This window comes from Micromonospora sp. NPDC049151 (assembly GCF_040648395.1).
Classification (GTDB): domain Bacteria; phylum Actinomycetota; class Actinomycetes; order Mycobacteriales; family Micromonosporaceae; genus Micromonospora.
The window spans coordinates 24,959-40,242 of the sequence record NZ_JBEZDP010000011.1; the positions used below are offsets into that span (position 1 = coordinate 24,959).

Genomic DNA, 15,284 nt, shown 5'->3' on the forward strand with positions numbered 1-15,284 from the left:
TTGATCAACCAGGTGGGCGGCGGGGTCAGACCGAGGCGAGTTCCTTCTTCTCGGCCTTGGCGGCCAGGCGCTTCTCCCGCTCCTGGGCGCCGATCAGGTCGTCCGGCAGGGAGTCCTCCACCTCCAGGTCGAACCGGCGCAGCAGCCGGATCGCGAACCCGCCGAGCGTGACGAGGATCAGCGCCGCGCCGAAGCAGATGTACGCGAAGCCGATGCCCCGGCCCGGCCCGGTGCCGATCACCGCTCCCACCGAACCGGCCAGCGCCCCGCCCGGGGCGAGCATCGGCTCGAACAGCGCGGTGGCGCCCGGCGCGAGCAGCGCGAACCCGATCGGCAGCGTCGACCAGGAGATGGTCTGGTTGAGGCTGAACACCCGGCCGTGGAAGCGCTGCGGCACCTTCACCTGGACGATCGTCGCGTAGATCGACTGCGCGGTGGTCATCGACATGGCCAGCCAGCAGAAGCCGACGCAGATCATCGCCACCGACGCGTCCAGGCCGATCAGCACGCAGCCGATGGCGGTGCCCAGGTTGCCGATCAGCACACCGATCATGCGGCGCTTGCGCGGACCGCCCCACAGCGACATGAGCACGCCGCCGAGCACCGCGCCGACCGCCTCGGCCAGCGCCACCTGCGCCACCTGCGTCGGGCTGCCGAACGACAGCACCAGCGGCGTGATGAGCACCAGCGCGGGCGCCAGGAAGATGTTGCCCAGCGCGAAGTAGCCGAGCATCAGCCGGAACCCGCGGTGCCGCCAGGAGTAGCGCATGCCGTTGGCGATGGCCACCAGCAGGCGCTCCTTGGGCCGCCAGCCCAGCGCGTCCGGGAAGCGGACCACGGCGAGGGTGAGCACCGCGAACACGTAGCTGGCCACGTCGACCAGCAGGATGCCCTTCAGCTCGATGGTGGCGAGCAGACCGGCCGCGAACGCCGGCATGAGCAGCGTGGCCACACCGGTGGAGAGCTGGGTGATGCCCATGGCGTGCCCGAGGTAGCGCTTGGGCACCAGCTGCGGCACCGCCGACTGGAACGCGATCCGCTGGAACGAACCGGCCACCGAACTCAGCGCCACCAGCATGTAGATGTGCCAGAGCACCAGGTTGTCGGTCCACAGCAGGACGGCAAGCACCAGCTGCACCGAGCCGGCGAAGCAGCTCGCCGTCATCATGATCCGGCGCCGGCTGACCCGGTCGACCAGCGCGCCGGCCACCGGCAGCATGAGCACACCGCAGATCAGCGCGAGCGCCCAGAGCAGGCCGAGGTTCGCCACCGAACCGGTGCGGTTGAACAACCAGATCGGCAGCGCGAACGCGGTCAGCGCGGAACCGGTGCTGGAGATGAGCTGGCCGGTCGTGATGGCCATGAACCGGCCCATGCTCGGCTTGACCGTCTTGGTGGGCTTGCGGTCCTCCCCCACCCGCAGCGTGTCGGCCACCACCCAGCCGGCGTCCTCACCGCGGGCCTCCGGCGTCAGCGCGCCGACGTCCCCGGCGGCCACCGCCGGGTGCACCTGGGTGACGATCTCGGCCAGTTCCTCGGCCCGGTACTTGAGGAAGAAGTGCCCGGCCTGGTCGAGCACGACGAGGCCGAGCGTGTCGCTGAGGAACTGCCACTCGGCGTACCGCTCGCGGTAGTAGTCGGTCACCGGGTCCTCGGAGCCGACCACCGAGATGATCGGCGTACGGAGCTTCGTCGCCTGCTGGTCCAGCAGCCGGGTGAAGTACTCCTCCGAGGCGCGGGAGTCGGCCCGCATGTTGCTGATGATCCGGTCGGCCTGCTCCGGCTCCAGCTCGTCGGTGTCCACACCCATCGACTTGAGCCAGCTCGCCGAGTGCCTGTTGCTGCTGAGCCGCTCCAGGCGGTCGCGCAGCGCCGCGATCACGCCCTTCGGGCGGGCGAACGGGAACATCGCGCCGATGTACACGGCCTCCAGCTCCCGGCCGGCCGCCTCCACCTTGCGGGCCACGTCGGCGAGGATGGCGCTGCCCACGCCGCAGTGGCCGTACAGCGCGATCGGCCCCTCGACCCGCTCCAGGATCTCGTCGGCGACCCGGCTGGTCAGCTCGTCGAACGGCAGCGCGTCCTCGCTGAGACCCACGTCGTGGCCGGGGATCGCCAGCGACCACAGCCCGTACCCGGCCGGCAGCGCGTCGGCCAGCGGCTGGTAGACGATGGCGCTGCCGCCGCCGTACGGGACGCAGACGTACGTCAGCACCCGCTTGCCCGCCGGGATCGGCTTTGTCAGCTCGTAGAGCAGCCGGCGCGGCCCCGCCTGGTCGGCGTCGCCGGAGATGAACGCGGCGAGGTCCCGGATGGTGCGCTGCTGGAACAGGTCCATCACGCCGACCGCCCGGCCGCCCAGCTCCGCCTTGCGGATCCTGGCGACGACCTGGGTGGCGAGCATCGAGTGCCCGCCCAGGTCGAAGAAGTCGTCGTCGATGCCGAGCGTGTCCACGCCCAGCACCTCGGACCAGATCGCGGCCACCGCCCGCTCGGTGTCGTCGCGCGGCTCGACGAGCGCCACCGACGCCTCGCGGGTGACCACCGGCGCCGGTAGCGCCTTGCGGTCCAGCTTGCCGTTCGGGGTCAGCGGCAGCGCGTCGAGCGTGACGAACGCGGCCGGCACCATGTACTCCGGCAGCGTGTCCTTCAGCGCCGCCTTCAGCGCGGCGTGCTCGGCCTCGCCGACCAGGTACGCGGTGAGCCGCTTGTCGCCCGGGCTGTCCTCGCGGACGATCACCGTGGCCTCGGTGACGCCGGGCTGCTCGCGCAGCGCGCTCTCGATCTCGCCCAGCTCGATGCGCAGGCCGCGCAGCTTGACCTGGTGGTCGATGCGGCCCAGGAACTCGATCACCCCGGCGCCGTCCGGGCCGACGACCCAGCGGGCCAGGTCGCCGGTGCGGTAGAGGCGGGCGCCCGGCTCGAAGGAGTTCGGGTCCGGGACGAACTTCTCCGCCGTCAGCGCCGGCCGGCGGTGGTAGCCGCGGGCCAGCCCGACGCCGCCGATGTGCAGCTCACCGGCCACCCCGACCGGGCACTGCGCGCCGGACGGGTCGAGCACGTGCAGCCGCAGGTTGGCGATCGGCGCGCCGATCGGCACGCTCGTCACCTCGGCGAGCCGCCCCGGCTCGCAGGCCCAGGCGGTCACGTCGATGGCCGCCTCGGTCGGGCCGTACAGGTTGTGCAGGCCGCACCAGGGCAGCCGGGCGGTGAAGTCGGCCGCCGAGGCCAGCGGCAGCTCCTCGCCGGAGCAGATCACCCGGCGCAGCGCGGTGGCCGCCTCCACGCCGTCCTCGGCGAGGAAGACGGTCAGCATCGACGGGACGAAGTGGGCGGTGGTGATCCGCTCGGACACCAGCAGGTCACGCAGGTAGCCGGCGTCCTTGTGGCCGCCCGGCTTGGCCAGCACCAGGCGGGCGCCGGTGCGCAGCGGCCAGAAGAACTCCCACACCGACACGTCGAAGCTCGCCGGGGTCTTCTGCAGCACCGCGTCGTCGGCGCCGAGGCCGTACGTCTTCTGCATCCAGTCGAGCCGGTTGACGATGCCCCGGTGCGTGTTCGGCACGCCCTTCGGGCGGCCGGTGGACCCGGAGGTGTAGATGACGTACGCCAGGTTCTCCGGACCGGCGGCGGGCGCCGGGTCGGTCTCGGGCTGACCGGCCCAGACCGTGGCGTCGTCGAGTTCGAGCACCGTGGCGCCGGTGTCCGGCAGCACGTCGCGCAGGTGCGACTGGACCAGCACCACCGGCGCGTCCGCGTCGCCGACCATGAACGCGAGCCGGTCGGCCGGGTACTCCGGATCCAGCGGCAGGTACGCGCCGCCGGCCTTGAGCACGCCGAGCAGGCCGGCGACCAGTTCCACGGAGCGTTCCGCGCAGACCCCGACCAGGGTCTCCGGGCCGACGCCCGCCGCGCGCAGCCGGTGCGCGACGCGGTTGGCCTGCGCGTTCAGCTCGGCGTACGTGCGGCTGTGCCCGTCGATGGTGACCGCTACCGCGTCCGGGGTGACCGCGGCACGCCGCTCGATCGGGCCGTGCAGCGTCTCGTCGCGCGGGAAGTCCGCCGCGGTGTCGTTCCAGGCGGCCAGCAGCTCCCGCTCGGCGGCGGGCAGCAGCGGCAGCCGCGACACCGGGGTGTCGGGCGCGGCGACCACCGCGTCCAGCAGGGCGGTCCACCGCTGCGCCATCCGCTCCACGGTGGCCCGGTCGAACAGGTCGGTGTTGAAGACCAGCTTGCCCCAGAGCCCGTCGACGGTCTCCACCGCGTGCAGCTCGAAGTCGAACCGGGTGGCCCGCAACTCCATCGGGGTCCAGGAGAACGTGACCTCGTCGGTGCGGGACACGCCACGGAAGCGGCCCATCTCGTAGTTCTGCAGCACGAACATCGTCTGGAACACCGGGGAGCGGCTGACGTCACGCGGCAGGCCCAGCTCGTGGACCACCTTGGCGAACGGCACCTCGCCGTGCTCGAACCCGTCGAGCACGGTACGGCGGGTGCGCTCCAGCAGCTCGGCGAACGTCGGGTCGCCGGCCAGGTCGGCGCGCAGCGGCAGCATGTTGATGAACATGCCGACGACGTTCTCCAGCTCCGGCGCGGACCGGCCGGCCACCGACGCGCCGATGGCGAAGTCGTCCTGGCCTGCGTGCCGGGCCAGCAGCACCTGGTACGCGGCGAGCAGCGTCATGAACAGCGTGCCGCCGCTGTCGCGGGTGAGCGCGTTGAGCGCCTCGGTGGCGGCCGGGTCGAGCTGGAACTCGACGAAGTCACCACGGTAGGTCTGGGTGGCCGGGCGGGCCCGGTCCAGCGGCAGCTCCAGCGGGGTGATGCCGGCCAGCCGCTGCTTCCAGTAGTCGACGTGCGCGCGGGCCTGCGGGCCGTCCAGCTCCTGCGCCTCCCAGACGGCGAAGTCGCCGTACTGGATCGGCAGGGCGGGCGGCTCACCGCCCCGGTAGAGCGTGATCAGGTCGCGCAGCAGCACGTCCACCGACCAGCCGTCGCCGACGATGTGGTGCTGGGCGAGGAACAGCACGTGGTCGTCGGCGGCGAGCCGGATCAGCAGGGCCCGCAGCAGCGGCCCGTTCGCCAGGTCGAACGGCTCGGCCGCCGCCGCGTCGACGAGCGCCTGCGCGGCCGCCTCGTCGGGTGCGTCCACCACAGTGAGCGGCACGTCGGCGGTGTCCGCGACGACCACTGTGGGACGGCCGTCGGCGTCGGCCGGGAAGCGGGTGCGCTGCGACTCGTGCCGCTCGGCGAGCCCGGTCAGCGCGGCGCGCAGCGCGTCCACGTCGAGCGGCCCGCGTACCCGCAGCGGCACCGCGATGTGGTACGCCGCCTCGCCCGGGGCGAGCTGGTCCATGAACCAGACCCGCTCCTGGGCGTACGACAGCGGCACCTCGGCGCCGGACGGGCGGGGGGTGATCCGGGCCGCGGGGGCGGTCTGGCGGGCGCGTAGCCGTCGGGCGATCAGCGCCTGCCGGGCCGCCTCGCGGGCCGGATCCTTCAGGTCGGTCATCAGTTGGTTCCCTCTTCCGCCGCGAGCAGCGCGGCGACCTCGGTGTCGGAGAGCCCGTCGAGTTCGGCGGCGATCCGCGCCTCGATCTGGGCGGCCAGGTCCGCCACCACGGGGCTGCTGAACAGCGCCCGCATGGGCAGGTCGACGTCCACCTCCGCGCGGATCCGGGCCATCGCCCGCATGCCGCGCAGCGAGTTGCCACCGAGGGCGAAGAAGTCGTCCAGGGCGCCGACCTTCTCCACCTGGAGGATGTCGGCGTACACCTCCGAGACCAGGGCCTCGGCCTCGGTGCGGGGCGCGACGAAGCTGTCCTGCGCCGGTTCGGCCGCCGCCGGGGCGGGCAGCGCGGCGCGGTCCAGCTTGCCGTTCGGCGTCAGCGGCAGCGCGTCCAGCCGGACCAGGGCGGCCGGCACCAGGTGCGCCGGCAGCTCACGGGCCAGCTCGGCGCGGACCGAGTCCTCGTGGGCCGGGCCCACCAGGTAGCCGACGAGCATCGGCTCACCGCCGTCGGTGCGGACCGCCGCGGCGGCGGCGCGCACGTCCGGGTGGGCCAGCAGCGCGGCCTCCACCTCGCCCAGCTCGATCCGCATGCCGCGCACCTTGACCTGGTCGTCGCGGCGGCCCAGGTAGTCCAGCGTGCCGTCGGCACGCCAGCGGGCCAGGTCGCCGGTGGCGTACATCCGGGCGCCGGGCGGGCCGTACGGGCAGGGCAGGAACCGCTCGGCGGTCAGGCCGGGCCGGTCGTGGTAGCCGCGCGCGAGCTGGGTGCCGGTGACGTACAGCTCCCCCACCACGCCCGGCGGCACCGGCCGCAGGGCGGCGTCGAGCAGCAGCGCCCGGGTGTTCCAGGTGGGCGCACCGATCGGCACCGGCCCGGCCGGGACCGGCTCGCCGGGAGCGATCCGGGCCGCGACGCAGCCCACTGTGGCCTCCGTCGGGCCGTACTCGTTGATCACCGCCACGTCGGGATGCGCGGCCCGCCAGGCGGCGAGCTGCTCCCCGGTCAGCGCCTCGCCGCCGATCACCAGGTCGGCCGTCGGCGACAGCTCGCCGTCGAGCAGCGGCAGGTGGCTCGGCGTGACCTTGAGGAACGCGGGCCGGCCACCGGCGCGGGCGGCCGCGTCGTCGATCGCGGCGAGCCGTACCGTGCCGCCGGCGGTGAGCGTGCCGAGCAGGCCGGTCACGGTCAGGTCGAACGACACCGGCGAGTGCAGCAGCGCCACCCCGGCCAGCCCCGGGTAGGTGGCGCGGGCCCACGCCAGGTACGCGGTCACCGCCCGGTGCTCGACCACCACGCCCTTCGGGCGGCCGGTGGAGCCGGAGGTGTAGAGCACGTACGCCGGGTGCTCCGGGCGCAGCGGCGCGACCCGGTCGGCGTCGGTGAGGTCGTCGCCGGACTGGTCCGAGCCGACCTCGCCGTCGAGCACCAGCGCGTCGCCGGGCACCACGGCGGCGGTGTCCGGCGCGGTCACCACCAGCGCGGGCGCGGCGTCCGCCAGGAGGTACGCGATCCGGCCGGCCGGGTACGCGGTGTCCACCGGCACGTACGCGGCGCCGGCCTTGAGCACCGCGAGCATCGCCACGACGAGGTCGCAGGAGCGGGGCAGTGCCAGCGCGACCCGGGTCTCCGGGCCGGCGCCGCGCGCCACGAGCAGCCGGGCCAGCCGGTTCGCGGCGGTGTTCAGCTCGCCGTAGCCGAGCGTCACGCCGTCGCAGACCAGCGCCGCCGCGTCCGGGGTGGCGGCGGCCTGCCGCTGCACCTCGTCGACCACAGTGGTGACCGGCACGTCGTGGGCGGTGTCGTTCCAGGCTTCGAGCACCCGGTCCCGCTCGGTGTCGGTGAGCAGCGGCAGCGCGCCGACCGTACGCTCCGGCTCGGCGACGGCGGCGGCGAGCAGCCGCACGTAGCGGCTGACCACGGTCTCGGCCGTGGCCCGGTCGAACAGCTCGGTGCGGTACACCAGGCGGCAGTCGCCGGTGGTGATGTCGAAGGCCAGGTCGTCCTTCGTGGTGCCCAGCTCCACCGGGTCGAGGCCGGAGTCCGGGATCCAGTTCAGCGCGGTCTGGAAGATCGGCTGCACCGACGGGTCCCGCTGCGGGTCGACCGCCTCGACGATCTTCTGGAACGGCGTCTGCCCGTGCTCCATCGCGTCGATCAGGCCGTTGCGGACCCGGCCGAGCAGCGCCGCGAACGCCGGGTCGCCGGAGACGTCGCAGCGCAGCGCCACCGGGTTGACGAACATGCCGATCAGCGGCGCCAGCTCCGGGTTGTCCCGGCCCGCGGTGGAGACGCCGACCACCACGTCGGTGTCGCCGGAGATCCGCGACAGCAGCGCCGCGAATCCGGCCAGCAGCACCATGTACGGGGTGGCCTGCGCGCCGGTGGCCAGCGCGCCGACGCGGTCCAGCAGCCCGTCGGGCAGCGTGAAGCGCACCTCGTCACCGGCGAAGCCGAGCTGGGCCGGGCGGGGCCGGTCCAGCGGCAGGCCGGTGACCGCCGGCGCGCCGGCCAGGTGACCGGTCCAGAAGGCGAGCTGCCGGTCCAGCTCCCCGCCGGTGAGCTGCTGGCGCTGCCAGACCGCGAAGTCGGCGTACTGGATGGGCAGCTCGGGCACGGCGGGCTCGGCGCCGGTGCGCGCGGCCTCGCAGAACGCGACCAGCTCGGCGTGGAACAGCACCGCCGAGTGGCTGTCGAAGACGGCGTGGTGCACCACGAACGCCAGTGCCAGCCCTTCGGTCATGCGGATCAGCCGGGCCCGCCACAGCGGTGCCGCGTCCAGCGGGATCGGCGTGCGGGCCATCTCGCCGCGGATGCGCTCGAACTCGGCCCGTTGCTCACCGGCCGGCAGGTGGGTGATGTCGGTGACGGGCAGCGGCGCCGGTTCGTGGGCGCGCACGACCTGCACCAGCGCGCCGTCGTCGGTCCGCAGGTGGGTACGCAGCGCCTCGTGCCGGGCGACGACCCGGTTGACCACGTCACCTGCCGTGCCGGCGTCCACGCCGGCCGGGAACAGCCACGGGAAGGACACGTTGAACACCGGCGAGCCGGCGTCGAGCTGGTTGGCCATCCACACCCGCTCCTGGGCGTAGGAGGCCGGGAAGGTCCACTCCTGGCTCGTGCTCATGAGAGGGCCTCGCGCACCGAACGGGGACGCATGTCGGTCCAGACCTCGTCGACGTGGGCCAGGCACTCCTCGCGGCTGCCGGCGAAGCCGGTGTCGTGCCAGCCGGCGGGCAGGTCCCGGTCGGCCGACCAGATCGAGTACTGCTCCTCGTCGTTGCGGACGACCAGGAATCGGGGTTCGGCCATGTCAGTTCGCTCCAGCGGTCTCGGGGGTGTACGGCTCGGCCATCGCCACGGCGATCTTGCGGGGACCGGTGAACGGTTCCCGGCCGTGCGCGGCGGTCATGTTGTCCACCACCAGCACGTCGTCGCGCTGGTAGTCGAAGCGGACGGTGGCGGCCCGGTAGGCGGCGCGCAGGTGGTCCATGACGTCGGCGGGGATCTCGCCGCCGTCGCCGTAGTAGGTGTTCGACGGCAGCCCGTCGGCGCCGAACATGGCCAGCAGCCCCTCCTGGTAGTCAGTCGGCAGGGTGCTGAGGTGGAAGAAGGTGGCGTGGTTGAACCAGCGCGGCGTGTCCGACCCGGGCCGGTGGTGCACCACGTCGCGGACCGCGCGGGTACGCAGGCCGTCCTTGCCGACCCACTCCACGGTGATCCCGTTGTCCGCCGCGTACGCCTCGACCTCGGTGCGGCTCTCGGTGTTGAACACCTCCTGCCAGCGGGTGCCGAAGTCGCCGTGGAAGTTGCGCACCAGCATCCACCGACGGCGGACGAACTCCTCGCGCACCGCCGGGTCGATCAGCTCGTACACCCGGCGCACGTCGGCCAGCGGCGTGGCCCCCTGGGTGTCCGGCGGTGTGACGCAGTAGAAGAACAGCGTCAGCGGCCAGCGCGCCTGGTACGAGTTCTCGTTGTGCAGGAAGATCTCCTCGTCCGGCGGGTAGTCGGTCGAGGTGTAGACCCGGCCCTTGATGGAGTGCCGGGGCGAGGAGCGCTCGGTGTAGGTCAGCGGCTCGCCGGCGAGCGCGCGGACGGCCTGGTCGAAGCCGTCCACGCCGCCCACGTCGAAGCCGCGGAACAGCAGCCCTCCACTGGCGACGAGGGTGTCCCGCAGCTCGGCGCGCCGGGCCGCGATCAGGTCGGTCAGCGCCCGGCCGTCGCTCTCGACGACGACCGGCAGCGTCGCGGTTGTCTCGCTCATGGTGCGGTGTCTCCTTGGTCGGGGGTGTCAGCCGCGGGGCAGCCGCGGGATGGCCGGGATGGCAGCCGGGGCGACCGGCGCGTCGGCGGGCGCCTCGGCGCGCAGCTCCTCGATCCGGGCGGCCAGGCCGGCCACAGTGGGGGTCTCGAAGAGGCTGCGCATCGGCAGCCGCACGCCTGTCGCCTTGCGCATGGCGGCGATGAGCTGCACGGCGACAAGCGAGTTGCCGCCCAGGGCGAAGAAGTCGTCGTCCACGCCGACGTCGGTGACGCCGAGACCGTCGCGCCACACCTGGGCGATGGTCTTCTCCAGCTCGGTGCCGGGCGCGGCCGAGCCGCCGCCGGTGGCCGCCGCCGTGCCGGCCGGCGCGTCGGTCTCCTCGGCGATGCTGTCGGTGGTGACCCGGGCCGCGCGGCGCCGGATGTCGGCCACGGTGCGGGTGGTGATCACCACCTGGGCGCCGAGACCGGCGGAGAGGCTGCGGCGGAACGCCTCCGCACCGTCGACCGGGCGGATGTCCTCGGTGACCGGGGCCGGGGCGTCACCGCCCGCCGCCGGGGCCTCGGCCAGGTTGCCGGTGACCGCGTTCTGGTCGACCCGGCGCAGCACGAAGTCGCTGACCGCTACCAGCTCCCGCCCGTCCGGGTCGCGCAGCGACAGGTCGGCGGCGACCACCTCGTCGGTGGCTGCGGGCCGGTGCCGCAGGTGACTGTGGAACGTCGCCGGCAGCGCGCCGCGCACCACGATCCGGCCGTACGACAGCGGCAGGTAGGTGCCGGAGCCCTGCCCCCGGCCGAACGCGGTGGCCACGTCCAGCAGCGCCGGGTGCATCCCCCAGGAGGGCAGGTCGCCGAGCGCGGCGGCGGGCGCCTGCACCCTCGCCAGTTCCTCGCCGTCGGCGAGGTGATGCTCGGCCAGCGCCGCCCAGCGTGGCCCGAAGGTGAGCATGCTGGTGCGTCCCCGGCCGAACGAGGCGTCGTCGTCGACCCGCCGCCCGGCCACCGCGGGCACGACGGCCGGCGGGGCCGCCTCGGTGGTCCACCCGGCGCTGCCGCGCACGTGGGTGCGGGCCTGCCCGGCGGCGAGGCTGGCGACCGTGAAGTCGGTGCCGTCCTCGGTCCGGGTCAGCTCCACCCGGTACTGGGCCACCGTGCCGTCCGGCACCGAGAACGGCTCCAGGAACACCACGTCGCGCAGCTCCACCGCGGCGTCCGGCCCCGGCGCGGGCAGCGCGGCCACCACGGCGGCGCGTACCGACTCCAGGTGGGCGGTGCCCGGCACCACCGGCACCCCGCCGATCCGGTGCTCGTCGAGCAGCCAGTGGGTGTCGGCCGAGACCAGGCCGTGCAGCACCGTGCCGTCCGGGCCGGCGACCATCGTGGTGAGCACCGGGTGGGCGACCGCAGTGGTGACGGTGTCGCGCCCGGCGGCCCGGAACGCAGCCGGCGCGGCGGTCTCCACCGCCATGCCGACCTCGGCCCAGCCGCCCCAGTTCTGCGACACCACAGGTGCGCGGAACCCGGTGCCGGAGCGCGCGAAGGCGTCCAGGAAGTTGTTCGCGGCGCAGTAGTCGACCTGGCCGAAGCCGCCGATCACCGCGGTGATCGAGGAGCAGAGCACGACGAAGTCCAGCGGCAGGTCGCCGAAGACCCGGGCCAGCGCGAGGGTGCCGGCCAGCTTCGGGGCCAGCACACGCCGCGCCTCGTCGCGCTCCTTCACCTCGGCCATGCCGCCACCGGGCAGACCGGCGGCGTGCACGATGCCGTCCAGCCCGCCGAAGCGGCGCTCCGCCTCCTCGCGGACCCGGCGCAGGTCGTCCGCGTCGGTCACGTCGGCGGCGAGCACCAGCACCTCGGCGCCGGCGGCCTCCATCCGGCGGATCGCCGCGATGGCCCGCCCGGCCCGGTCGGCGCCGCCGTGCACAGCCAGGTGCGCGTCCCACTCCTCGCGCCCGGGCAGCCCGGAACGGGCCAGCAGCACCAGCTTGGCGCGGGCCCGGCGGGCGAAGTCCTCGGCGAGGGTGACGCCGATGCCGCCGAGACCGCCGGTGATCAGGTAGCGGCCCTCCTCGCGCAGCACGCCCGGCTCGTCCTCGGCGCCCACTGTGACCTGCTCGTAGCCGGCCAGCCAGCGGCGGTCGCCGCGCAGCGCCACCTCCGGGTGCTCGGCGTCGACCGGGCTGCGCAGCTCGGCCACCAGGGCGGCGACGCCGCGCGCGGACGGGTCGGTGTCGAGCAGCCGCACGGTCAGGCCGGGCAGCTCGGCCGGGAGCACCCGGGCCAGGCCGGCCAGCGTGGCGTGCTCGGGGCGGGTCAGGTCGTCGCCGCGTACGTCGCCGACGCCGGTGGTGACCAGGTCCAGGCGTACGCCCGCCTCGTCGGCCGTCACACCGGCGCCGGCCAGCGCCTGCACCAGGTGCAGCGCGCCGAAGAAGCCGCGCTCCTGCGCCGCCCAGGCGGCCGCCGTGTCGATGCCGGCCGGCTCACCGTCGAGCGCGAACGCGTGCACGATCCGCCGGGGCAGGTCCGCGCCGAGCGCGGCGACCAGTTCCTCGGCGTCGGCGCGGACGCCGGGGCGCAGCCGGAAGCCGTTCGCGGTGACGGTGAACGCCTCACCGGCGCGTACCTCGACCGGGTCGTCGCCGGCGGCGCGCAACGCGGCCACGAGCGCGTCCCCGCGCGGGCCGTCGGCCAGCACCAGGCAGCGGCCCAGCGGCTCGGCGGTGCGGGCCGGGGCGGCCTGCCGCCACACCGGCACCGCGAACCACTCCGGCAGCGGGCGGGGGCCGGTCTCGGCGGGCGCCGCCGCCAGCTCCTGCTCCGGGTCCGGGTCGATCCAGTAGCGGCGCCGCTCGAACGGGTACGTCGGCAGCGGCACCCGCCGCGCGTGCGGGTCGGCCGGGAGGCTCACCGGCACCCCGGCGCACCAGAGCGCGCCGGCCGTGCCGAGCAGCGCGGCCAGATCGCCGGTCTGGTCGCCGGGGCCGGGCAGGCTGCCCAGCGGGGTCAGCGCGCGCTGCGCCTCGCCGGCCTTGGCGACCTGCATCCGGGCCAGGTTGGCCAGCTGCCGCCCGGGGCCGCACTCGACCAGCGCCCAGGTGCCCTCGGCGAGCAGCGTGGCCACGCACGCGCCGAAGCGGACCGGACGGCGCAGGTGCGCGGCCCAGTACGCCGGGTCGGTGGCCTGCGCCTCGGTGATCCAGGTGCCCGTCACGTTCGACACGAACGGCACCGCCGGGGCGCGCAGCGGCACGGTGGCCATCAGCGCGGTGAACTCGTCCAGGATCGGGTCCATCATCGGCGAGTGGAACGCGTGCGAGGTGCGCAGCACCTTCGACTTGTTCTTGCCGCCGAGGCTCGCCGCGAACTCCTCCACCAGCGCCGTCTCGCCGGCCACCACGCAGGTGCCGGGGCCGTTGACCGTGGCCACCGACAGGCCCTCGGGCAGCCTGCCGGTCACCTCCGACTCGTCGAGCGTGACCGCCAGCATCGAACCGGCCGGCAGGGAGTGCATGAGCCGGCCCCGGGCGGCCACCACGCGCAGCGCGTCGGCGAGGTCGAACACCCCGGCCACAGTCGCGGCGACGTACTCGCCGATGGAGTGGCCGATCATCGCGGCCGGGGCCACCCCGGCGGCCCGCCAGGCGGCGGCGAGCGCGTACTCGACAGTGAACAGGGCGGGCTGGGTGTAGCGGGTCTCCGTGAGCTTGTCCGCCGCCTCCGGGTCGCGGCCCAGGATCAGGTCGCGGATGTCCAGGCCCAGTTCCGGGCGGAGCAGGTCGGCGCACTGGTCGACGGCGGCGGCGTACGCGCTGTCCTGCGCGTACAGCTCGGCGCCCATCCCGGCGTACTGCGAGCCCTGGCCGCTGAACAGGAACGCCACCCGGGGCGCGGGGCCCTCGGCGACGCCCCGGTGACCCTTGCGCCGCTCGCGCAGCGCGGCGGCGGCGGACGCCGGGTCACCGGCGACGACAGCGGCGCGGTGGGCGTACGCCTGGCGGCCGACCCGCAGCGTGTGCGCCACGTCGGCCAGCGCGACGTCGCCGCCGCTGTCCAGGTGGTCGGCGAGCCGCCGCACGGCGGTGTCCAGCGCGGTCGGGGTCTTCGCCGACACCTGGAGCAGGTGCGCCGGGCGGACCGGCGGCTCCTGCCGACCGGCGGCCGGGGCCTCCTGGAGCACCACGTGCGCGTTGGTGCCGCCGATGCCGAAGGAGCTGACGCCGGCGCGGCGCGGCCCGCCGTCGGTGTCCCACTTGGTCAGCGTGTTCGCCACGTAGAACGGGGTGTCGGCGAAGTCGATGGCCGGGTTCGGGCTCTCGTAGTTGATGGTCGGCGGGATCAGCCCGTGCTCCATCGCCAGCACCGTCTTGATCACGCTGACGATGCCGGAGGGCTGGCTGAGGTGGCCGATGTTCGACTTCACCGAGCCGATGCCGCACCAGCCGCGCTCGTCGGTGTCCTTCGTGTAGACGGCGGACAGCGCGGCGACCTCGATCGGGTCGCCGAGCGCGGTGCCGGTGCCGTGCGCCTCGACGTAGCTGATGCTGCGCGGGTCGACGCCGGCCAGCGCGACGGCCTGGGCGATGGCCTCCATCTGCCCGTCGATGCTGGGGGCGGTGAAGCCGACCTTCCCGGCGCCGTCGTTGTTGATGGCGTTGCCGAGCACCACCGCGCGGATGGTGTCGCCGTCGGCGATCGCGTCGGAGAGCCGCTTGAGCAGCGTCACGCCGACCCCGCTGCCCCACACCGTGCCGTTCGCTCCGGCGTCGAACGGCCGGCACCGCCCGTCCGGCGAGGTGAAGCCGTCCATGCCGAGGTAGCCGACGTGCGGCAGCTCGATGTTGACGCCACCCGCGAGGGCCATGTCGCACTCGCCGTTGCGCAGCGCCTCACAGGCCAGGTGGAACGCCACCAGCGAGGTGGAGCAGGCGGTGTGCACGGTGAGACTGGGGCCGCGCAGGTCCAGCCGGTACGACACGTTCGTGGCCACGTAGTTCGGCGAGTTGCCGGTGGCCAGCGAGACCGCGCCGTGCGGGTTCCCGCCGACCCGCTTGTTGCGGTACACGTTGCGGTGCAGGTACGTGTTGCCGCCGGTGCCGGCGTAGACGCCCACCGCGCCGTCGTAGCGGCCCGGGTCGTAGCCGGCGTCCTGCAGCGCCGTGTAGCAGGTCTCCAGGAACAGCCGGTGCTGCGGGTCGGTGATCTCGGCCTCGCGGGCGGTCATCCCGAACAGCCCGGCGTCGAACTCGTCGTAGCCGTCCACCAGCGGGGCGCGGTTGACCCAGCCCGGGTCGTCGACCTCCTGCGGCTGGGCGCCGCGGGCGAGCTGCTCCTCGCGGGTCAGCTCGGTCGTCGACTCCACGCCGTCGACCAGGTTGCGCCAGAACTCGTCGACGTCGGCCGCGCCGGGCAGCCGGGCGGCGAGCCCGACGATCGCGATGGGCTCGACGCCGTCGTCGGCGGGAATGTCGTTCTGCATGGGGGTTCCTTCATTCACAAGGGATCGCG

The 15,284-nt window shown here is 74.3% G+C and carries 5 protein-coding genes; all 5 read right to left on the reverse strand.

The window, feature by feature from the left end; all coding sequences use genetic code 11:
* Nucleotides 1-25: 25 nt before the first annotated feature.
* From AB0B20_RS15025 to AB0B20_RS15045, 5 genes are read right to left on the reverse strand one after another with little or no spacing between them, the layout of a single operon-like run.
* On the reverse strand, nt 26-5,512 hold the full coding sequence (locus AB0B20_RS15025) for an amino acid adenylation domain-containing protein (protein WP_357470962.1): 5,487 nt from the start codon (nt 5,510-5,512) through the stop codon (nt 26-28).
* On the reverse strand, nt 5,512-8,637 hold the full coding sequence (locus AB0B20_RS15030; protein ID WP_357470965.1) for an amino acid adenylation domain-containing protein: 3,126 nt from the start codon (nt 8,635-8,637) through the stop codon (nt 5,512-5,514). The genes AB0B20_RS15025 and AB0B20_RS15030 overlap by 1 nt, the downstream gene beginning before the upstream one ends.
* Nucleotides 8,634-8,822, reverse strand: a complete 189-nt coding sequence (locus AB0B20_RS15035; protein WP_013285950.1) for an MbtH family NRPS accessory protein — start codon at nt 8,820-8,822, stop codon at nt 8,634-8,636. Before AB0B20_RS15035 ends, AB0B20_RS15030 begins: the two co-directional genes overlap by 4 nt.
* Before the next feature lies 1 nt (nt 8,823).
* Entirely contained in the window at nt 8,824-9,777 is a 954-nt protein-coding gene (locus AB0B20_RS15040) for a TauD/TfdA family dioxygenase (protein WP_357384021.1), read from the reverse strand.
* A 27-nt stretch (nt 9,778-9,804) separates the two neighbouring features.
* Nucleotides 9,805-15,255 (reverse strand): SDR family NAD(P)-dependent oxidoreductase, encoded by a 5,451-nt coding sequence (locus AB0B20_RS15045; RefSeq protein WP_357470970.1) that lies wholly within the window; start codon nt 15,253-15,255, stop codon nt 9,805-9,807.
* Nucleotides 15,256-15,284: the final 29 nt, after the last annotated feature.

What these genes read in the sequence shown, in the direction of transcription:
- AB0B20_RS15045 (WP_357470970.1), bottom strand. Translation starts at nt 15,255, where the DNA reads ATGCAGAACGACATTCCCGCCGACGACGGCGTCGAGCCCATCGCGATC.
- AB0B20_RS15030 (WP_357470965.1), bottom strand. Translation starts at nt 8,637, where the DNA reads ATGAGCACGAGCCAGGAGTGGACCTTCCCGGCCTCCTACGCCCAGGAG.
- AB0B20_RS15035 (WP_013285950.1), bottom strand. Translation starts at nt 8,822, where the DNA reads ATGGCCGAACCCCGATTCCTGGTCGTCCGCAACGACGAGGAGCAGTAC.
- AB0B20_RS15040 (WP_357384021.1), bottom strand. Translation starts at nt 9,777, where the DNA reads ATGAGCGAGACAACCGCGACGCTGCCGGTCGTCGTCGAGAGCGACGGC.
- AB0B20_RS15025 (WP_357470962.1), bottom strand. Translation starts at nt 5,512, where the DNA reads ATGACCGACCTGAAGGATCCGGCCCGCGAGGCGGCCCGGCAGGCGCTG.